Source organism: Caulobacter endophyticus, from assembly GCF_003116815.1.
Taxonomy (GTDB): Bacteria; Pseudomonadota; Alphaproteobacteria; order Caulobacterales; family Caulobacteraceae; genus Caulobacter; species Caulobacter endophyticus.
Genome location: NZ_QDKQ01000077.1, coordinates 109,153 through 128,706, shown reverse-complemented (window position 1 = coordinate 128,706; position 19,554 = coordinate 109,153). Strand labels below are relative to the sequence as shown.

Here is a 19,554-nt window from a genome sequence, read left to right as displayed (position 1 = left end):
GCCATCGCCGCCCCCTGTTCCACGCCCAGGCCGGCGATCTGGCAAGGCCAGCCAGCAAAGGATCGAGGCGAGGACCTCCCGGTGGGCGCTGGACGTCTGGACGGCATGGCGGCGGCGTCGCTCGCGAGCGTATCAGGCTCAACGTCCCCTCCTCCGCGAGCTGACGCGCATCGCCCCGGGCCCTGGCGCCGCACCGCCAACGCGGCTAAGGTTTGGTCATGCCTCCTCGCCGCCGCCCTGCCGCTCGCCTACTGACGACTGTCGGATGGGCGGGCATTGCCGCCTTGACCGCGCTGGCCGCGGCCCTGGCGGCCTGCGTGGCCAGCGATCTGATCGGCCCCTAGACCGGGGTCACCTCACCGCGCTTGCGTGAATACGCACGCCATCAGCGCCACCCTCGAAGGGTAGACCGCCACGGGGCGCGGCCTTACGGGCCGCGGACTCCCCTTCGATGTAGCGCAGCAAGCCCACCGCTGCCCGCGCCAAGCCGTCTGGCCAAACTCGCTTTCGAACCAGCGCTGGACATTGCCCATCACGGACGTCGTGCTCCGAAAGTTCAAATAGCTAGGATGGTTGGAGCTCATCCAAGCCCAGAAGCCGAAGGCACTCAGGCGCGTCTGGTCGGCCTGCAGCAGCCAAGCTTCCTTTCGCCAACGATGACACAGCAAGCGGATCGCCCGCTCGGCCTCGATCTTAGTCATGACAGCCCCTCTGGTCGTCCAACGCGATCGTGTCCCGCTGGCACTTCCAAAGTGGACGTAGGCGCCCCCCCACCAGACCCCGGCGATACCCTCAGGCAAGTGGGCGCGACGGCGCAGTCCCAGGTTTTTGCGCGCTCAACTACCAGGCCATGGCGCCTGGCATGTCTCTTCGTTGATGCACAGCAACCGGAGCGTCCCTTGCCGTCGAAAAACCCGCCCCACCCCGTCGACAAGCACGTCGGCGCCAAGATCCGTCTTCGCCGCAAGTCGCTCGGTATCAGCCAGGCCAAACTCGCCCTGGGGCTAGACCTGACCTTCCAGCAAATCCAAAAGTACGAGCGCGGCGCCAACCGCATCAGCGCTTCAATGCTCTACCGGCTCGCTGGCGTCCTACGCGCGCAGCCGGCGTGGTTCTTCGAGGGGCTGCCGGCGACCGACGCCGAAGAAGCGCCGAGCAGGGCGCAACTGGAGAAGGCCCAAGCCATCACCGCCTTGCTGGCGAGCCCCGATGGCATTGCGCTGGCGCAATTGCTATCAGGGCTTGAGCCGCTCCGGCGTCGCAAAGTCCTAGGCCTGATGGCGGCGCTTGGGCCTCCCTCCGATCAGGAGGAGGCCGCCTAAGCGCCCCGCCCCCGCCGCCCTCGCACAAACACGCGATCGGTGGCCATGAACCGCTCCAGCATTCTCGGCGCGAGCTTGGCGGGCTCGGCCGGCTTGCCGCCCGTCTGGGAGGCGAGCATCTGGGCATAGGCGAGAAGATCCCGGTGGATGCTGGCGGGAAGATCCATCGTCATCTTCACCGGGGTGTCGTCCTCCAGCGCCCCCAGCTTCAGCTTGCCGCCGCTCATGGCGCTTTCCTTTCGTCGGCATAGGGTTCGAGTACGAGGTCGCGGGTCAGGAGCACCCGCAGCGGCGCGCCGGGCCGGATGGTTAGGGTCGGGGCCAGATCCAGGCTCTTGCCGACCATTTGCTGGCCAACGGAACTTGCGGTGTCGGCGCCGGCCCGGCGAACGGCGCGGGCGATGTCGCTCTCCTCGCTGGAGGAGCCGACCTCGCTCCCGATGGCCAGCAGGGTCGAAAGCCCCGCCGCAGCCAGAACCCGGCCGCCATGACGGTCGACGCCATCCTGCAGGCCGGCCATCCCCTGCTCGTCGGCGCCGGGCAGCTTGTCCAGAACGATCGACTTGCCCGACGGCAGGGTCAGGCGCGTCCACACCACGCGCAGGCGGCTCTGGCCGGCCTGAACCTGGGCGTCGTATTCGCCGGCCAGCTTCGCGCCCTTGGGGATCAACAGGTAGCCGCCGCCCAGGCTGTCGTAGACGTCCTGGGTGACCTGGGCGATCGCCATCCCCGGCGCGTCGGACCGCAGGCCTGTCACCAGGGCGGCGGGAATGATCGATCCGACCTGCAGCACATAGGGCGAGGCTGGCGGCTGCAGGCGCTCGACGCTGGTCAGACGCGCATCACCGGTTGGCGCCTTGTCGCCCTGCGACACGACCACGGGTTCCAGGGCCGCGGCCGCAACAGCGTCACGCGAGCCCTGAGCCACCGCCGCCACGAAAAGGCCGCTCTGGATCGCCGCTCTACGGATTTGGCGCTCGGCTTCGACCCGTGGATCGACCAGCGGCGTCGGCGAAGCCACGGCCGGCGAATTCGCGCCCGCGACCACCGGCGCCACCTTGACTTCCCCCTCCCTTGCCCGCGCGGCGCTAAGCATTGGCCGGCCCAGATCCCCAGGCAGCGGCGGTCCCAGCGCCGGCGTGCCGGCCGGCCCGACATAGCCGCGCGGCAGGGCGGTGACCGTCTCGGGCGGCTGCGCCGTCGTCACCCTGGCCTCCACGGGCGCCGCCTTGCGCTTTTCCATCAGCGACCAGCCCAGCGCGCCGGCGACACCGGCGATCAGCATGGCGCCGACGATGACCAGAGCCCTGCGCGAGACCCGCGCGACAGGAACCTGGGCGCCGCGCAGGCGCAGGGTCTTGGCGATGGCCTCTTCGGCCGCCTCAGCGTCCTGGCTCATTGGCCGGCCTCCTTGATGGGCGAAAGGCGCGTCAGGCGCACGGACTGGGCCCGGCGCTTGGCGCCCAGGCGCAGTTCGGCGCGATCGAGCAGGCGATCGACGATGATCCGCCGCCCCTCGACCCGGTAGTTGACGAGCTCGGCGGTCTTGCCGTCGGGACCGATCCGGTAGAGCGGCGGCAGGTCGTCCATCGCGACGGCCGGGCCGAAGTCGACGAAGAGGCGCTGGCCATCGTCCGACACGGCCACCGGCCGCCAGTTCGGATGGGCGCCGCTGATCCGATAGGCGGTATTGAGCGGCCGCCCCGGGACTGCCGGCGCCAAGACCACATCGGGCACGATGACCGGAACGAGCGGCGGCAAGGCCGCTCTACCCGCCTCAGCCGCGACATAGCGCCAGGAGACCTGCGAAAGCCAGGTCCTGGCCGAGGCGCGAAGCTCCAGATGGTAGGTGCGTCGATCGGTGTTGATGATGAGGTTGGTGGCCAGGCCCGAGGCCGTAGGCTTGATCATGACGTGAACGCGTCGACCAGCGCCCTGGCCGCTGATCGTATCGCCGATCACCCAGCGGGTGGTGTCGCCGGCCGCCACGGGTCCAGAGCCAACCAGGGCCTCGCCCGGCTCAAGCACGATATCGGTGATCCGGCCCGGCGTGGCGATCACCGGATAGACCGCTTCGTCGCGGTAGTCGAAGCGCTTGGCGCCGCCGGGGACTTCCAGCTGGGCCGAGGGCGCGGCCGCACACGGGCTGGCAAGCGCCAGGCAGACCATCAGAACCGAGCGGGTCATGCGCCAAACTCCTTGGACCAGGCGATGCCGGAGACGAAGACGCCCAGAGGATTGGACCGCAGGCCTTCGGGGGTGCGAGGCGGGACGAGGTTTAGGGTGAGGATGGCGCTCCAGCGTTCGGTGGCGGCCAGCTGGCCCTCGGCATAACGCTGCTCGGTCCAGGCGACCCGGAAGCTGCCGGGCGTGGCCCGAACCACGCTACTGACGGTAACCACCACCTGGGCGCGGCCGGCCTGGGCGAAAGGATCAGCGCGCCGGGCGTAATCCGACAAGGCGGCGGCCCCGGCCGCGTCGGTGAAGTCGTAGGCCCGAAGCCAGGCCTGGCGCATGACCACCGGGTCAGTGGAAACAGCGCGCACGTCGGTGATGAACCGCGCCAGGGTCCAGGCGATCATCGGGTCGGTGGGCTTGGCGCCCTGGACAGCCGGCGCAACGACGCGCGGCTCGCCCAGTCGATCGACCTCCACTACCCAAGGCGTCACCGAGCCGCGCGCAGCCAGCCAGGCCAGAGACCCGCATAGCGCGGTGTTGGCCATCAACAGGCCCAGCGCCGCCAAGCGCCAGTTGGCGGCCTGGACACGGGCCGAACCAATGCGCTCGTCCCAGGCTTGGCCCGCCCGCTGGTAAGGGGTTTCTGGCTGCGGTGTCGCGCCATAGCGCGCCGCGCCCTTCAAGGGGTTCATCCTAGTCCTCCTTCAGGCTGGGGGCGGCGTCGCCGCCATGGTCGTGGGAGCCGCCGATCGCATGGGCGGCCATCTCTGCGCCGCGGGTCACGGCGTGGCGGTCGGCAAGCGCCTGGGCCCAGACGGGCGCCATCGGCGCGCCGCTACCGCTCTCTCCGCCGCCGCCCTCGTCGTTGCCGGTCTTGGGCGGCGGCATGGTGAAGCCAAAGCCGCCTCCCCCGCCGCTGTCGCCAGGCGGCGGCAGACGCGGCGGGCCGGAGGGTCCACCGCCGCCGTCAGGCGGCGGCAGGGCTCCGCCATTGCCCGGCGGCGGCAGACGACCACCCGCCGCCCCGGCCGCGCCAGCCGCGCTCGCACCGCCAAAGCCTCCGAACGACATGCCCGAAACCGCGCCGGCCGCCATCTGGGCGGCCCCCGCCGCGGCCATGGCCATACCGGCCACAGCCATGCCGGTGCCGACGGCCGCGCCCGCGCCCAGCTGCGGCGCGCCGGAGACCAGGCCCGAAGCGATGCCGGGACCGAAGATCGAAAGGCCCAGAAGGGTCAAAGCCGCCAGGGCCATGGCCAGGGCGTCCTCGATGGTCGGCTGGCCGGCGGCCTGGCTGGTGAACTCGGAAAACAGGGTCGAGCCGATGCCGACGATCACCGCCAGCACCATGACCTTGACGCCCGAGGCCATGACGTTGCCCAGGACCTTTTCGGCCAGGAACGCGGTGCGCCCGAAGAGCCCGAACGGCGCCAAGACAAAGCCGCAGAGGCTGACGAGCTTGAACTCGATCAAAACCACGAAGATCTGCACGGCGATGACGAAGAACGAGACGATCACCAGGAGCGCCACGATCAGAAGGATCAGGATCTGAACGGCGTTTTCGAAGAAGCCGGGAAATCCGCTCAGGTCGTTGGCCGACTGCAGGATCGGCTTGCAGGCCTCCAGGCCCAGCGCCGCCAACTTGCCGGGCCGCAGAAAATCCTCAGCTGAGGTTCCCACCCCGCCCGCCTTGAGGCCAAGGCCCGAGAAGCTCGACATTACGATGCCGGTCAGGGTGTGGAAGTTGCCGATCAGGAAGGCGAAGAACCCGACATAGAGGGTTTTCTTGACCAGCCGCGCGAGGATGTCCTCGCCATGGGCCCAGGCCCAGAAGAGCGCGGCCAGGGTAACGTCGATGGCCACCAGGGTCGTCGACAGGAAGGCGACCTCCCCGCCAAGCAATCCAAACCCGCTGTCGATGTAGCGGCCGTAGGTATCGAAGAAGCGGTCGATGACGCCGGTGTCGCTCATGGCCGGGCCTCACCGAAGAAGTGGGCCCGGGCGCGCGCCCAGGCCTGGCGGCAGGCTGGATCGTCCTTGGCCGCCTCACCCAGGTCGCGGCAACGTCCAAGCTCGGGATCGCCGCGATAGCCAGCGACCTCCATCCGTGCCGGGGGCGCAGCCTCATGCCGCCCACGAACCGCGACCACGAGGGCGCCGATCAGGATCCAGGCGGCCGCGCTAAGACCGATGGCCCACCTCATTGCGAGCCCGATCCCATGAACTTGGCGAACCTGGCCTTGGCGTCGGCGCGGGCGGCGGCCTGGTCGGCGGCCTCAAGCGCCTGGGCGCGACCTTGGGCGGCGGCCAGGGCGATGAGGTCGGCCAGCATCTGCGATTGCAGGGCCAGGAGCTGGTTGCCGGCCTGGGCGGCCTGCAGACCGCCGACCGCGCCTTGGCTGGCCTCCACCAGGCTGGTGAGCTGGTCGCGGCTGGCGCCCAGGCCCTCGACGACGCCGGCCTGAAGCTTCAAGGCGTCCTGAAAGCTGGCCATCGCCGTCGTCCAGCGTGCGTCAGCCCGGGCGGTCAGGTCCGCGTCGGAGGCCGACAGCGAGGCGGCGCCATAGTTGGCGGTAAAGGCCTTCTGGATCGAGGCCACGTCATAGGCCAGGGCCTGGGCCTCGCCGAGAAGCTGCCGCGTCCGATCGACCTGGGCCTGCAGGGTCGCCAGCGTCGAGTATGGCAGGCTGGCCAAGGTCTTGGCCTGGCCGAGCAGCATCTGGGCTTCGTTCTGCAGCGAGCTGATCTGATTGTTGATCGACTGAAGGGCGCGGGCGGCCGTCAGAACGTTCTGGGCGTAGTTAGTCGGATCGAAGACGACGATCCGGGCCTGGGCCAACGGCGGCGCCAGCATCAGGCCGGCGGCCGTGGGCGCGGCCAGAAGCGCCGCCGAAAGACGGCGTCGGGAAAGGGTCATGGCAGGCTCTCCGGGAAGGAAGGGGAAGCGCCCGCCGCCCCCGAAGTCAGAAGATCGGCCGCCCAGGGGAGGCCGCGCAGGTTGAGCCACGCGGCCGCAAACCCCTCCCTTCCCACCGCCGCGAGCACCGCGCCGATCGCAGTCTGGTCGGCCTTGGAAGAGGCCGCGCAGAACGCCAACGCCACGGGGCCAAGCCCCAGGTCGAACAGCCGATCGCCGGCCCGCGATTGCAGGTAGTAGTCGCGTGTGGGCGTGGCCCGGGCGAGGATCTCGATCTGGCGCTCGTTCAGACCAAACCGGCCGTAGGCGGCCGCGCCCTGCGGCTCCATCGCTCGCGGGTTGGGCAGGAAGATCCTTGTCGGGCAGCTCTCGACGATCGAGGCGGCGATCGGGCTACCCGTCACATCAGCCAGCGACTGGGTGGCGAAGATCACCGAGGCGTTCTTCTTGCGCAGGGTTTTCAGCCACTCGCGCAGCTGGGCGCCGAAGGCCGGGTCGTCGAGCGCCAGCCAGCCCTCGTCGATCAGGATCAGGGTCGGGCGACCATCGAGCCGGCGACCGATGCGATGGAAGAGATAGGTCAGGACCGCGGGCGCTGCGGCGCTCCTGGCCAGACCCTCGGTCTCGAAGACCTGGACGTCGGCGCTGCCCAGGGCTTCGCCCGATCCATCCAGCAGCCGGCCCAACGGACCGCCCAAAATGAAGGGGCCGAGGGCAGCCTTCAGGGGCTGACTGGCCAGCAGCGCCACTAGGCCCGTCAGCGTCCGCTCGGCGACCGGCGCGCTGGCCAGACTGCCAAGCGCGGTCCACAGATGGTCGCGGACCGCCGGGGTGATCCCCACGCCCTCGCGGGCCAATACGGCGGCCAGCCAGCCGGCCGCCCAGGCTCGCTCCTCGGGCTCGTCGATCCGCGCCAGGGGCTGGAGCGAAACCGCCGCGCCCTCTCCGGAGAGGTCGTGGAAGTCGCCGCCCATGCCCAGCGCCGCGGCGCGGCTGGAGGCGCCGAAGTCGAAGGCGAAGATCTGGCTCTTCGGGTAGCGACGAAACTGCAGGGCCAGCAGCGCCAGCAGCACGCTCTTGCCCGCTCCCGTCGGCCCCACCACCAGCGTGTGACCAACATCGCCGACGTGGAGGCTCAGCCGAAACGGCGTAGAGCCAGCGGTTCGAGCCAAGAGCAGCGGCGGGCCATCCAGATGGATGTTGCGCTCGGGCCCAGCCCAGACCGCCGACATCGGCGCGATGTGAGCCAGATTGAGGGTCGAGAGCGGCGGCTGGCGGACGTTGGCGTAAGCATGGCCAGGGATCGTCCCGAGCCAGGCCTCCACCGCGTTGACGCTCTCGCGGATGACGGCGAAGTCCCGGGCCTGAATGACCTTTTCGACCAGCGCCAGCTTGCTGTCGGCGACTGCAGGATCCTCGTCCCAAACCACCAGGCTGGCGGTGACATAGGCGTAGGCGACCGCATCGCCGCCGAGGTCCTGCAGGGCTAGATCCGCATCGACGGCCTTGTTGGCCGCGTCGTTGTCAACCAGGGGCGACGGCTCCTGGGTCAGCGCCTCGCGCAGCAGAACCAAAACCGACTTGCGCTTGGCGAACCACTGGCGGCGGATCTTGCCCAGCAGGGCCGCAGCATCGGTCTTGTCTAGGCACAGGGCCCGGGTGCTCCAGCGATAGGCGATCCCCAGGCGGTTGAGCTCGTCAAGCAGGCCAGGCGTCGTCGCGACCGGAAAGCCGGTCAGGGTCAGGACCCGCAGGTGCGCCCGTCCAAGCCTGGGCTGCAGGCCGCCGGCGAGCGGCTCGGTGGCCAGCAGCGCGTCCAACTGCATCGGAGTGTCGGGCACCGCCACCCGCTGGCGAACCGTCGAGATCGCCCCATGCAGGAAGCTCAAGGTTTGCCCGTCATCCAGCCAGCCGACCTTGGGCGTCAGCCCGTCGAGCAGGGCCAGAAGACGGTCGGACCGATCGACGAAACCGGAGAGCTCGGAGCGCCAGTCGAGCCCCGGGCCTGCCCGCCCTTCGACGAAAAGGCCCTCGACCCGGCCCCGCCGATCGGCCGGCGGCAGATAGGTCAGGGTCAGGTAGTAGCGGCTTTCGAAGTGCTCGCCGGTCTCGACGAAGGCGGCCTTGCGCTCGGCCTCGACCAGCATCGAGACCGGGTCGGGAAAGGCGCTTTCGGGATAGGCGCCGGCCGGATCACGGCGAGCCTCGACGAACAGCGCCCAGCCAGAGCCCAGCCGACGCAAGGCGCCGTTGAGGCGCGCGGCGACGGCGGCGACCTCGGCGTCGGTGGCCGAGTCCAGATCCGGTCCGCGAAACTCCGCCGTGCGCTGGAAGGAGCCGTCCTTGTTCAGAACCACGCCCGGCGCGACCAGGGCCGCCCAGGGCAGGAAGTCGGCCAGACGCGCGGGCCGGCGACGATATTCGCGAAGATCCAGCATGGCTCAGACCTCCAGATAGGCCGGCAGCCGGACATGCCGGCGGCCGACGTCGAAGATCTGCGGGTCGCGGCGCGCGGCCCAGACCGCCAGGCCGTGCCCGACCAGCCAGACCGCGAGACCGACGATCCACAGCCGCAACCCCACCCCCAGGGCCGCGGCCAGGGTGCCGTTGACCAGGGCGATCGCGCGCGGGGCGCCGGCCAGCAGCATCGGTTCGCAAAGCGCTCGGTGAACCGGCGCGGCGAACCCCATCGCGCGATCGCCGGCCATCAGACCAGCGCCCCGCCGCCGAAGCTGAAGAACGACAGGAAGAACGAGCTGGCGGCGAAGGCGATCGACAGCCCGAAGACGATCTGGATCAGCTTGCGCGAGCCGCCGGAGGTCTCGCCGAAGGCCAGGGTCAGGCCCGTGACGATGATGATGATCACCGCGATGATCTTGGCGACGGGACCTTCGATTGACTCCAAGATCCGCTGCAGCGGCTCTTCCCAGGGCATGGAGGAGCCGGCGGCCTTGGCCGAGGAAGCGACCAGAAGGGCGGCGATGGTCAGGGGCGGAACGCCCCCGCGGCAGTCGAGCATGGAGCCGGCGAGCAGGCGTGCACGCAGGCGCGAGGGTTCTCGCGTGAACATCTTCAAAAACTCCGGGGGTTTAGGGGCGGGATCTCAGGCGGGGCTGAGCTGGTAGGCGCCGTCGGGCGCGAGCCCATCCAGGCGCGCGAGGTCCGAGAGGCGGCGCTGTCGGCCCCGCCCCTGCAGGACCGCGATCAGGTCGATGGTTTCGGCGATCAGGCCGCGGGGCACGACGACCACCGCCTCCTGGATCAGTTGCTCCAGGCGCAGCAGCGCGCCCAGCGCCGAGCCGGCGTGCAGGGTCCCCACCCCGCCCGGATGGCCCGTGCCCCAGGCCTTGATCAGGTCGAGTGCCTCAGGACCCCGCACCTCGCCGATAATGATGCGGTCGGGGCGCAGCCGCAGGGACGAGCGGACGAGGTCTGTCAGGCCGGCCACGCCGTCGCGGGTCCGCAGCGCCACCTGGTTCTCCGCCGCGCACTGCAACTCGCGCAGGTCCTCGGCGATGATCACGCGATCGCCCGAGGCGGCGACTTCGGCCAGCAAGGCGTTGACCAGCGTGGTCTTGCCGCTGGAGGTAGGCCCCACCACCAGGATGTTGGCGCGGACGGCCACCGCGTCGCGCAGCACCCTGCCCTGCTCCTGGCTCATCACGCCGGTGCGGACGTAGTCGGCCAGGGTGAAGACCAGGCTCGCGGGCTTACGGATGGAGAAGGCCGGCGCGGCCACCAGCGGCGGCAACAGCCCCTCGACCCGCTCGCCCGTTCCGGGCAGCTCGGCCGACAGCCGCGGCCGGCCAGCGTGGATCTCAGCCTCGACATGGTGGGCCACCAGGCGAAGAATCCGCTCGGCGTCAGCTGGCGCGATCGTCAGCTCGGCGTCGACCAGACCCACGTCGAAGCGATCGATCCAGACCCGGCCATCGGGATTGAGCATGACCTCGGCCACGCCCGGATCCTCCAGCCGCGCCAGGAGCAATGGCCCAAGGGCGGTGCGCAGCATCTGGCGGCTGCGCTCGCGTCCGGTCTCGGTTTCGGAAAGGTCCACGGCGGGTCCCCGTTGCTTACGGGGATGAGTAAGAAGACCCGGCTCTGACCGATCTCAACAGCCAAATCGGCCCGTCGTACCCTGGCGTACAAAGACAGGCGAACGGCAGGACGGCTATGCGCAAGAGAAAGCAGCGGACCGGCGTAGAGAGTGCCGCGCGGAACGAGGCTGCCACGTATCGATCGCCCTTCGAGCACGACAAGGAGATCGCCGCGCTGATAGCTCAGCCCCGGAACCTCTAGGCAACATATGTCGCACAAGGCGTTGCCTCATCCTCGGTATGCAGCGCTTCCCCCACCAGCTTGATTGCGCCTGCCTTTGCAGCCCCCATAACCAGCCAATCGCCACCAGACGTATGGCGCTGGCCTTTTGCTGGAACCCAACGCGAGTCGCGATATGGTTGAGGTTTCTCAAACTAAGATTGACGACAAAATCGCCTAACATTGTCGACCAGGCGATTGACGGCACCTCGGGGAGACAAGATGGCTTGCAGGGTCCAATACCTTAGCAGCGCTGGCATTCAGCGCCGGGAAGTCAAAGGTGTTGAAAGCCTCGCCACAGCCCTTCCAATCAATTGGATGCTATTTGCGTCTCTGAACGCCTTCCCCAAGAACAGCTCACCAATTGAAATCGATCTCCTATGCGTAATGGACGATCGCGTCGTACTCCTCGAACTGAAGGATTGGAACGGAAAGCTCACGTCCAACGGCGACAATTGGCTCGTGAACGGATCGAAACGCGGCCGATCGGCGGTAATTCTCGGCAACGAAAAAGCAAAAAAAGTAAAAGGCATCATTTCAAATCAAATCCCCCAACTATCAGGGGTGTATGTTGATTCAAGAGTTGTCCTGACCGCCACAGCAACTCGCGACGCACTTCCACATGATGAAAAGCCATTTGTGCTCACGCTCCAGGAAGCCTGCCTCCTAGGCAACCGCACCGAACGAAATCGCTTACTTGGCAACGTTAAGATGTTGAACGTCCGCCCAAACATGTTCGTCAAAGATTTTGAGAAACTCGTCAAAAGCAGCTCCTACTTCCAACCGTTGAAAATGAGTTGGGATGGATACGGCGTCACTGACGAGGATTTCTTCGTTCATCGTTCCGACATCTGGAGAGAGCACAGAGCACATCTTTCCAAGGAAGAGCGCGTCAAAGCGCTTCTTCGCCTGTGGCGGTTCGACAATTTGCCTGCGGGACTAAACGAGCCGGAAGGCCGAGCGCTGATAGCGGACAGAGAACTTGGGGTCCTTGGCCATCTCGGCGAGCAACAGAGCTGGATGGCTCAGCGCGGTATTCTCAAGCCCATCGGGTCTGCGCCCGACGAGGTGCTCACCCAGCACCATCAACTACTTTCAGTCCCCAACGGCTGGACAACACTCCGTCGCTACCTTGAGCGAAATGGCGAGGAGCTTACGGGCGACCAGCTCATCGACCTGGTCCACAGCTTGGTATCGATGGTCGCGGAGCTTCACCGGCATGGCGTCGCTCATCGCGACATCGGTGGCGATTGCGTGTGGCTTGGGGATCCAACAAGCATGGCCATGACGGGCTTTTATTCTGCCCGCCTTCCGAATGATCAGTCCGTCGGTGACTGGTTGGACATTCTTGCCGCATACGCTGAAAAAGAGCCCCACTGGGGAGGCACTCAAGCGACTGCGCGCGAAAGGGACGTTCGAAGTGTCGGCCTGCTGATGCGTCAGATCGAAGTCCTTGACGCCAGTCGAGGGCTACTCCCGCCCGGTTGGGGGGAGGTTGCGGACAAGGCTTTGGCCGCGCCGGGCGATCGGTACAACAGCGCCATAGATCTCGCAGAAGCGATCGGCGAGCTTCGAACGCCATCTGGTCCAGATGTAGATCAGTCCCGTCTCGACGCTTTCGAGACAAAAGACATTCCTTACGCCGTCTTCCCACCGGCCGGTCCGATGACGACTAACCCCCGCTTGAGCCGTTACGAAAGCGGTTCGACCGGTTCACGCCTAGTCGTGAAGGTCTGGAACGGGATGCAGCGCGGCGATGCGCGACGCGACCACGCGCTATTGGCTATGCTTGAGGCCGCCGCGTCACTTCAGGCTGTTCCTGCGTCGGGCTGCATCTCAGTCGTGCGTTGTGGCCTGTCGCCCGTCGGCCCCTTTGTTGTCACTGAGTTCGTCGACGGAGGGGAACTAGTGTTCTCCCCAGAGATCGGGTCCGAGGAACGACTGGCGATCTCCTCGAGCTTGATCTCCGCCGTCACCAGTCTGCATGCGCGCGGATTGGGTCACGGCGATTTGCATCCCGGCAACGTCATCGTGAGCAATAACAAGGTCACGCTGATTGACCTCTTCGACGTATCCCCGCTTGGCGCCGGCCGCCTACATTCATTCACCTGGGCGCCGGAGAACTACGAACGGCTATCCTTCCAGCAGATCGATCGGTTTGCAGCCTGCAAGATGATCCTTTCGCTCGTCGAAGGAGATCCTAACCTCGCCACGATCGTCACGGCGGCGAAAGCAGAGCTGGCCCGAGAAGCGATCGAAACACTACTGCCTCTCTCCGAGCTGGTCGATCTTGAACGGCGGCGACTTTCACTGCCACCACCCGCCCACTTCGAAGTCTCTGGCCCGAGCCTGCCAACAGAAATTTTGAAAGGCGATGAGGGGCGACTTTGGGTCAAGGCGTTCAGAACTGCGGACGGCCTGGAATCTTTCTTCCTGGCCGGGCTGACCGCTCGCCTGCTCGTGCGCGTCAACGCCGGAAGCGTACACGTTGAACTGACCGAGACGCAGTTTCGCGACCTTGCACAGGGCACCCCGGTGGAGCTGGCAGTTTCGACAACCTCAGGTGAAAGTCGGGGGGCGCTTGAACTCGCCGATTTCCTAAGGGCCGCGGTTGCCGTGGAAGAGGCTCCGGCCGCTAGCACATCGCTGGCCGATCCCCCGGATGTGGATCAAGAAGAAGAGCCGGCCGAAGAAGATGAAGCCGGAGAATACGATAGCCAAGATCTACAAGAGCCTAAGGCCACCGCCGCCTCAACACCGCTCAACGTCCCCCGTATGTGGCTCCGCGCTTCAGAGATCGAGGACGAGATTGCGCTGCAGGTTCGCTTGGACCGCCGCCTTCCCGACAGTGGGTCCTCTGCGACGTTCCAATACGAAACCCCCAAACCACTCGAATTTGATGATGATGACACGGTTGAAGTTCGTCTGGACGGCGTCAGGGGGCGCCGGCTAGGCACGCTCGACCTCCTAAAGTGCGATGATCATCAACTCGCGATCCGCGATCTGAGGGACGTTGTGCTTGAAGGAGAGTCGGTCACGCTAGTGGATCGGCGCGACCGAGTTTCCAAAGAACGCCGGCGACGGGCGGTGGAACGGGTGACGGACCGCCGAAGCGTCATCCCCGACTTGATCGACTTTTTCGATCCGACCACTGAAATCCCCACGACAACGTTTTCGCTCGAAGTTAGCGACGCCGAGCTGAAAGCCTATGGGCTGAACGAAGGTCAAGGCTCAGCTTTTCGACATTTGTTGCGTGCGGGACCCGTCGGGTTGCTCCAGGGCCCTCCGGGCTCGGGCAAGACACGTTTCATTGCGGCGTTTACCCATTGGCTTCTCAAACGAGGCGGTGCCCGACGGGTTCTGATTGCGAGCCAATCCCACGAGGCCGTCAACAATGTGCTTGAGGAGCTGCTAAGAACCTACCGCGTCCAGGGCGGGCATGCTGAGCTACTGAGAGTGGGCGCGCGAGGAGCAACTGAGCGCATTCGACCTTACCAAGCCAAATCTCTTCGCGAGCGCTACCGGGTGCGCTTCGAAAACGGACTAAAGACGCGGGTCGCGCATGCAGCGGGGGCGATGGGCATTTCCCGGCAGTTCGTCCATGACGTGGTTGACGTAGATACGCGCTTGGGAGCGATACAACGGTCGCTTGAACTGGCGATCAAGGGCGCTGAGGCCGACCAGGATCGCGATGAGCGTCGACGCTCAGAATCTCGAATCCGAACCCTGCTTGAAGCTTTCGCGGCAGTCGCCAAAACTTTCATTGGTCGCGACGTTGAGGCTGCTGCGGGAGAAACAGCAGAAATTGTGGAGGAGGCATTTCAGGCCGTCCTGAATTTGCATCCGAAATCTAGTCCTGGTGATTTGTCTGCCACTCGCAAGTTGTTGAAACTGTCGCATGAGTGGCGTGAAACGCTCGGTTCTGGACACCGCAACTTTGATGAGTTCCTCGCTAAGACGCGGAACGTCGTAGCGGGCACCTGCGTAGGATTGGGCCAATCGCAAATTCGCTTGGAGGAAAGCTCCTTCGATTGGGTGATCGTCGACGAGGCGGCACGCTGCACGAGCGGCGAATTGGCTGTTCCACTGCAGATGGGAAGCCGCGTCGTCTTGGTGGGCGATCAGCTTCAACTAAGACCGATGGTTGACCGGGAGGTTCAAACCGCATTGCGCGAAGAGTTCAAGGGGCCGGCGAAACAGGCCTTAGCCTTGTCCGATTTCGAGCGGGCTTTCGCGTCTGAATTTGGTAGGCAAAACGCCCGCGTTCTCGACGAACAATATCGGATGGCGCCCGCGATCAGCGACATGGTGTCCGAGATTTTCTACCGCCCACACGGCGTGCAACTGAGGCCATCCGACGCCAGAAAGCCAGACGCAGCTTTCGCGAGCCTAGCTGGGCCGCTCGCCGCGCCAATTACTTGGTTTGACACCACCGGGATGCCCGGCTGCCAGGAGCGTGACCGAAACAACGGGCGCGAAGTCTGGAACGACGCTGAGATCGAGACGGTGCTTTCGATCCTCGCAATGATCGCTTCAGAGCAGTCGCTGGCCGACGACCTCGGGCGCCGGGCGGAGCCGACAATTGGCGTCATCTGCATGTACAGCGAACAGAAGCGTCGCCTCGACAAGGAATGGTCGCAACGTCCGTTCAGTGAAGCCTTCCGCCGCACCGTAACGATTGACACGGTGGACGCTTACCAGGGCAAGGAAAACGCGATCGTAATCGTCTCTCTCGTCCGCTCCAATTCCGAGCGGCGCCCGTATCACGTGGGTCGTGAGAACCGATGCAACGTCGCGCTATCGCGCGCGAAAGAACGCCTCTACATCGTGGGAGACACCGCCATGTGGGGCGACGTTCGAAATTCATCGCCAATGCGGCAAGTGCTCGCACGAATTCGATGCTCCTCGTCAGATGTTGCGATCGTCTCCCCGGCAGGGAGCGTCGGCCGATGAGCACCGCAACTCGGATCGAAGTCGATGCCATCGACTTCCAGATCGCCTGCCGCAGGTTCAACATCAGAGCGACCATCACCCGCGAGCGACAAATGCCGGTGGTGGACGAATTTGTACTTCGGCTCCTCGCTGTAACGGAGCGCATGCCGTTGTCGAGACTACGTGCCTGGTTCGGTTTCAGCGAAGCGGAAATGGAAACCGTACTATTGGATCTTGGACGACGTGCATTGGTGGAGTTCCAGGGCGATGACGTGATTCTCGCAGCTGCCGGGCGCGATCTTTTCAGAGGCGTTTCGGACGATGGCGTGCCTCAGCTCGTCGAAGTCGCCCCGATGCTCAGCGATGTGTGGTTCGACCTTGTCAGCCGAAACATGGTCCCAAGATCGCGGCCAAGGCAACATGCCTATTTGGTAAGACTCCGCGAACAACCAGATGCCCGGGAATTGCCCGAAAGCTTTGCCAGAGAGGCGTTCGAAGCGAACTTTCGCGACTATGCTCGGCGCATTCGGCGCTTTCCTGACGCAGACTCTGTCAATCTCTACTCGATATCCGACGTCGAGGGCGGTCGATACGGGTATCAGACCCTCAGGGCCGGCGTGACGTTCGATCCGGTTCGGTTTTCTATGCGGCCATCGTTTCCCGATCTAGATGATGCCCCAGCCAACTTTGGGAAGCTGACCGTCGCCGCAAACGATGCTTGGCAGATGCTCGAAGGGTCTGATGTCGCGCCTGGGACGGCCCACGAGTACGAGCGCATGACTGGAGATCAGCGGCTTGCCGGCCTGTTTCAGGATTCGGCGGCTGCCGAAGCTTGGGGAATCGCGTTGGCCCCGAGTTCGCAGGAGGGTTTTAAAGCGACGGTCGGAGCGATCTATCTCGGCGCGAATGTCGACTTGCTTGTTGATGCAATAGCGGCTGCAGGAAAAACTCGCGAATCTTTGGAGCTAGTGTGGGTAAGGCCTAACGGTTCGTCGTGGGGACGAAGCCTCTGCCTCGCCGACGCCATGCAGACGATCCGAGAAGCCACCCGTAAAGCCGGTGCCTCGAACACGAGAGCCGCGCTCCTCGTACCTAGGTCAACACACAAGAGTATCCGCCTGGATCATAAGCGGGTTTTCGAAACCGGCACGCTTCTGCCGCAAGGTCACTTACCAACGAACCTCGAAGTCTTTCTCATCCCGGGGCTCGCCGCCCTGGTGAATGTTCATATGCCCGTCGGCGGACGGTCCGTCCCTATCGGGGGCATGGTCACCGACCCCAAGCGTCTATCTAGGATAGAGGAGCGCCTAAAAACAGCCGGGGAGCGATGGGAAGACATTTGGAGATGGGATCCCAGGAAGGTGCAGATCGCAAAATCATCTCAGTAGGTGACCTCTTTCGGCGGCCGAATTGCCAGCGCGACCTGCTTGTCCCCTCTGGGAGAATGGCCACCCGGATCCCTCAACGGTGGACCTTCTGGAGTTAACCGACGATCACACGTCCCCGCTCGACGCTCGGTCCTCCAAAACCTCGGCTCGCAAAAGCCGGCCCGAGGCCAGCCGCCGCGACAACGCCTCAAGGAACCCGGCGTAACGCTCCTGTCCCTTGGCGTTCTGGGCCTTCTGATCGCCGGCGCTTAAGCTCGGCGTCGCCGTCAGCCAAGCCTTGACGAAGAGCGCGATCGCCTCGTTCGAAATCGTCACGTCCCGCTCCAGGCGCTCGAGGCTCCGTCCGGTCCGGTCAAGGCGCCGGACGACGGCCGCTTCAGCCGCCTCGTCGCTATCAGGCGACAGGTAGCTGGCCACCGCGGCCTGGACGATCTCCGACTTCGATCGCCGGGTTCGCCGGGACGCCTCGTCCAGGGCAATTACGAGATCGCGGGCCAGGAAGACCTTGGTCTGAATCTTCATGGCGCCCTCACAGCGGGATGCCGTCGTCGGGGTCCAGGCTAGCCTGCCTGGCCGCGGCCCTGAAGCGGCGGTTCTGCTCGGCCTGGACGACGTCGTCGGCATCCGGTTCCAACTCCAACCAGGTCTCCGGCGCGGGCGTTTCCGGCCCAGGCTCGATCCGCGCCTCGAACTCCGGCTCAATGCGATGGCCACCCTCATCAGCCGCGCTCCCTTGCCCACCTCCAGGCCTGGTGGTGGCGGCGATCGTCGTAGTCCACTCGCTCGACGCGCTCTGGCTGAGCGGGTTCAGCCGGGACGGCGGATTGGCCACACGCCCAGCCAGCTCCGGGTCGAGGAAGTACCGAACCTTGGTAGCCTTGATTGGCGGTACGCCAGACACCTGGACCAAGGCTTCGTCCGGAGGAAGTTGCATGACCTCGCCGGGCGTGAGCAGCGGCCTGGCGGTTTCCTGGCGCGAGACCATCAAGTGACCAAGCCAGGGTGAAAGCCTGTGCCCGGCGTAGTTTTTCATCGCCCGCATCTCGGTGGCGGTGCCGAGACTGTCGCTGATGCGGCGCGCGGTGCGCTCGTCGTTGGTCGAAAACGCGACGCGGACGTGGCAGTTATCGAGGACGGAGTTATTCTCGCCATAGGCCTTGGCGATCTGGTTCAAGCTTTGCGCAATAAGGAAGGCCTTGATCCGGTAGCCGGCCATGAAGGCCATGGCCTGCTCGAAAAAGTCCAATCGCCCGAGCGCCGGAAACTCGTCGAGCATCAGCAGCAGTCGTGGCCGATGGCGCGCGCTTTCCAGGCCCTCGGTCAGACGCCGGCCGATCTGGTTGAGGATCAGGCGGATCAGCGGGCGGGTGCGGCTGATGTCGGACGGCGGCACGACCAGGTAGAGGGTCACCGGCCGCCCCGGCGCGACTAGGTCGTCGATCCGCCAGTCGCAGCGCGCGGTCACGGCCGAGACGATCGGGTCCCTATAAAGACCAAGGAACGACATGGCCGTGGAGAGGACGCCCGAGCGCTCATTGTCGCTCTTGTTGAGCAGCTCCCGGGCAGCAGACGCCACTACAGGATGGACGGCGTCGCCGAGGTGGCGGGTGGCCATCATGACCCGCAAGGTGGCCTCGATCGTGCGACGTGGATCGGCCAGGAAGTTGGCCACGCCCGCCAGGGTCTTGTCCTCTTCGGCGTAGAGGACGTGGAGGATGGCTCCAACCAGCAGGCTGTGGCTGGTCTTGTCCCAGTGCGATCGACGCTCGAGCGCCCCGTCGGGGTCGACCAGGATGTCGGCGATATTCTGAACATCGCGGACTTCGGTCGGCCCGCGCCGCACTTCCAGCAGCGGATTATAGGCGCTGGAGGCAGGATTGGTCGGATCGAACAATAGCACAGGACCGACCTTGGCCCGACAGTTCGCCGTCAGCTGCCAGTTCTCGCCTTTGATGTCATGAACCACGGCCGATCCCGGCCAGGTCAGCAAGGTCGGCACCACCAACCCCACGCCCTTGCCCGAACGCGTGGGCGCAAAACACAGGACATGCTCAGGCCCATCGTGGCGGAGATAGTGGTGCTGGAGTCGGCCCAGGACGACACCGTCGGCGCCCAGCAGTCCGGCGGCTCTGGCCTCCTCTACCGTGGCCCACCGCGCCGAACCGTAGGTCGTCACCTTCTTGGCTTCGCGCGCGCGCCAGATCGACATGCCGATGGCGACCAGAACGGCTACCAACGCGCCGCCGGCGGCCATGAACGCGCCGCGCGCGAACACGTCCGGCGCGTAGGCCTCGTAGATGAACCACCAGACGAAGAAGGCCGGCGGCGGATAAATCGGCCAGTCACCGAGCCGAAACCATGGTGGCCCCAGCTGCGGCTGAAAGCCGAGTCGCCAGGCCGTCCACTCGGTAGCCAGCCACACACCGGCCAGCGCCAGCAGGCCGACCACGAGGATCTGGCCCCAGAGAATCTTCGTTCCGCTCATGTCAGGATCTCGCTT

16 protein-coding genes are annotated in these 19,554 nt (G+C 65.7%); 3 read left to right on the top strand and 13 right to left on the bottom strand.

The window, feature by feature from the left end; translation table 11 throughout:
• Positions 1-899 precede the first annotated feature (899 nt).
• Entirely contained in the window at positions 900-1,322 is a 423-nt protein-coding gene (locus DDF67_RS26200) for a helix-turn-helix domain-containing protein (protein ID WP_233247754.1), read from the top strand.
• Here DDF67_RS26200 and DDF67_RS24160 read toward each other — a convergent pair.
• From DDF67_RS24160 to trbB, 11 genes are all read right to left on the bottom strand, one after another.
• The gene (locus DDF67_RS24160) at positions 1,319-1,549 is read right to left on the bottom strand and encodes a DUF2274 domain-containing protein (RefSeq protein ID WP_109455295.1); all 231 of its coding nucleotides are present in this window, start codon (positions 1,547-1,549) and stop codon (positions 1,319-1,321) included. The genes DDF67_RS26200 and DDF67_RS24160 overlap by 4 nt on opposite strands.
• Positions 1,546-2,721 carry a TrbI/VirB10 family protein gene (locus DDF67_RS24155; RefSeq protein ID WP_109455294.1) on the bottom strand — a complete coding sequence of 392 codons (1,176 nt, stop codon included), beginning with the start codon at positions 2,719-2,721 and terminating at the stop codon, positions 1,546-1,548. The genes DDF67_RS24160 and DDF67_RS24155 overlap by 4 nt, the downstream gene beginning before the upstream one ends.
• The gene (gene trbG, locus DDF67_RS24150) at positions 2,718-3,509 is read right to left on the bottom strand and encodes a P-type conjugative transfer protein TrbG (RefSeq protein ID WP_109455293.1); all 792 of its coding nucleotides are present in this window, start codon (positions 3,507-3,509) and stop codon (positions 2,718-2,720) included. The genes DDF67_RS24155 and trbG overlap by 4 nt, the downstream gene beginning before the upstream one ends.
• Complete coding sequence (gene trbF / locus DDF67_RS24145) at positions 3,506-4,192, bottom strand: conjugal transfer protein TrbF (protein WP_109455292.1); 687 nt, start codon at positions 4,190-4,192, stop codon at positions 3,506-3,508. Before trbF ends, trbG begins: the two co-directional genes overlap by 4 nt.
• Before the next feature lies 1 nt (position 4,193).
• Positions 4,194-5,471 (bottom strand): P-type conjugative transfer protein TrbL, encoded by a 1,278-nt coding sequence (gene trbL / locus DDF67_RS24140; RefSeq protein WP_109455291.1) that lies wholly within the window; start codon positions 5,469-5,471, stop codon positions 4,194-4,196.
• The gene (gene trbK-alt / locus DDF67_RS24135) at positions 5,468-5,704 is read right to left on the bottom strand and encodes a putative entry exclusion protein TrbK-alt (RefSeq protein WP_109455290.1); all 237 of its coding nucleotides are present in this window, start codon (positions 5,702-5,704) and stop codon (positions 5,468-5,470) included. Before trbK-alt ends, trbL begins: the two co-directional genes overlap by 4 nt.
• Positions 5,701-6,417, bottom strand: a complete 717-nt coding sequence (gene trbJ / locus DDF67_RS24130) for a P-type conjugative transfer protein TrbJ (RefSeq protein ID WP_109455289.1) — start codon at positions 6,415-6,417, stop codon at positions 5,701-5,703. The genes trbK-alt and trbJ overlap by 4 nt, the downstream gene beginning before the upstream one ends.
• Positions 6,414-8,855 carry a conjugal transfer protein TrbE gene (trbE, locus tag DDF67_RS24125; protein WP_109455288.1) on the bottom strand — a complete coding sequence of 814 codons (2,442 nt, stop codon included), beginning with the start codon at positions 8,853-8,855 and terminating at the stop codon, positions 6,414-6,416. Before trbE ends, trbJ begins: the two co-directional genes overlap by 4 nt.
• A 3-nt stretch (positions 8,856-8,858) precedes the next feature.
• Positions 8,859-9,125, bottom strand: coding sequence for a VirB3 family type IV secretion system protein (locus DDF67_RS24120; RefSeq protein ID WP_109455287.1), 267 nt, complete (start codon positions 9,123-9,125; stop codon positions 8,859-8,861).
• On the bottom strand, positions 9,125-9,436 hold the full coding sequence (locus tag DDF67_RS24115; RefSeq protein WP_101719783.1) for a TrbC/VirB2 family protein: 312 nt from the start codon (positions 9,434-9,436) through the stop codon (positions 9,125-9,127). The genes DDF67_RS24120 and DDF67_RS24115 overlap by 1 nt, the downstream gene beginning before the upstream one ends.
• An 84-nt stretch (positions 9,437-9,520) precedes the next feature.
• Positions 9,521-10,429: a P-type conjugative transfer ATPase TrbB gene (trbB, locus tag DDF67_RS24110; protein ID WP_109455467.1), complete on the bottom strand. Its 909-nt coding sequence runs from the start codon at positions 10,427-10,429 to the stop codon at positions 9,521-9,523.
• A gap of 527 nt (positions 10,430-10,956) precedes the next feature.
• Here trbB and DDF67_RS24105 point away from each other — a divergent pair.
• Positions 10,957-15,687 (top strand): lipopolysaccharide core heptose(II) kinase RfaY, encoded by a 4,731-nt coding sequence (locus DDF67_RS24105; protein ID WP_109455286.1) that lies wholly within the window; start codon positions 10,957-10,959, stop codon positions 15,685-15,687.
• Positions 15,684-17,054 carry a hypothetical protein gene (locus DDF67_RS25390; protein ID WP_146198085.1) on the top strand — a complete coding sequence of 457 codons (1,371 nt, stop codon included), beginning with the start codon at positions 15,684-15,686 and terminating at the stop codon, positions 17,052-17,054. The genes DDF67_RS24105 and DDF67_RS25390 overlap by 4 nt, the downstream gene beginning before the upstream one ends.
• Before the next feature lie 105 nt (positions 17,055-17,159).
• Here the strand turns inward: DDF67_RS25390 and DDF67_RS24100 are convergent, their stop codons facing one another.
• Entirely contained in the window at positions 17,160-17,576 is a 417-nt protein-coding gene (locus DDF67_RS24100; protein WP_109455285.1) for a CopG family transcriptional regulator, read from the bottom strand.
• A 7-nt stretch (positions 17,577-17,583) separates the two neighbouring features.
• The gene (locus DDF67_RS24095; RefSeq protein ID WP_109455284.1) at positions 17,584-19,539 is read right to left on the bottom strand and encodes a conjugal transfer protein TraG; all 1,956 of its coding nucleotides are present in this window, start codon (positions 19,537-19,539) and stop codon (positions 17,584-17,586) included.
• Between the last annotated feature and the right edge of the window lie 15 nt (positions 19,540-19,554).

Bases quoted from the DNA above. Each gene is read 5' to 3' on its own strand.
- trbF (WP_109455292.1), bottom strand. From the start codon at position 4,192: ATGAACCCCTTGAAGGGCGCGGCGCGCTATGGCGCGACACCGCAGCCA.
- DDF67_RS25390 (WP_146198085.1), top strand. From the start codon at position 15,684: ATGAGCACCGCAACTCGGATCGAAGTCGATGCCATCGACTTCCAGATC.
- DDF67_RS24160 (WP_109455295.1), bottom strand. From the start codon at position 1,549: ATGAGCGGCGGCAAGCTGAAGCTGGGGGCGCTGGAGGACGACACCCCG.
- DDF67_RS24095 (WP_109455284.1), bottom strand. From the start codon at position 19,539: ATGAGCGGAACGAAGATTCTCTGGGGCCAGATCCTCGTGGTCGGCCTG.
- trbK-alt (WP_109455290.1), bottom strand. From the start codon at position 5,704: ATGAGGTGGGCCATCGGTCTTAGCGCGGCCGCCTGGATCCTGATCGGC.
- DDF67_RS24120 (WP_109455287.1), bottom strand. From the start codon at position 9,125: ATGGCCGGCGATCGCGCGATGGGGTTCGCCGCGCCGGTTCACCGAGCG.
- DDF67_RS24105 (WP_109455286.1), top strand. From the start codon at position 10,957: ATGGCTTGCAGGGTCCAATACCTTAGCAGCGCTGGCATTCAGCGCCGG.
- DDF67_RS24155 (WP_109455294.1), bottom strand. From the start codon at position 2,721: ATGAGCCAGGACGCTGAGGCGGCCGAAGAGGCCATCGCCAAGACCCTG.
- trbL (WP_109455291.1), bottom strand. From the start codon at position 5,471: ATGAGCGACACCGGCGTCATCGACCGCTTCTTCGATACCTACGGCCGC.
- DDF67_RS24100 (WP_109455285.1), bottom strand. From the start codon at position 17,576: ATGAAGATTCAGACCAAGGTCTTCCTGGCCCGCGATCTCGTAATTGCC.
- DDF67_RS24115 (WP_101719783.1), bottom strand. From the start codon at position 9,436: ATGCTCGACTGCCGCGGGGGCGTTCCGCCCCTGACCATCGCCGCCCTT.
- trbE (WP_109455288.1), bottom strand. From the start codon at position 8,855: ATGCTGGATCTTCGCGAATATCGTCGCCGGCCCGCGCGTCTGGCCGAC.
- trbG (WP_109455293.1), bottom strand. From the start codon at position 3,509: ATGACCCGCTCGGTTCTGATGGTCTGCCTGGCGCTTGCCAGCCCGTGT.
- trbB (WP_109455467.1), bottom strand. From the start codon at position 10,429: ATGCTGCGCACCGCCCTTGGGCCATTGCTCCTGGCGCGGCTGGAGGAT.
- trbJ (WP_109455289.1), bottom strand. From the start codon at position 6,417: ATGACCCTTTCCCGACGCCGTCTTTCGGCGGCGCTTCTGGCCGCGCCC.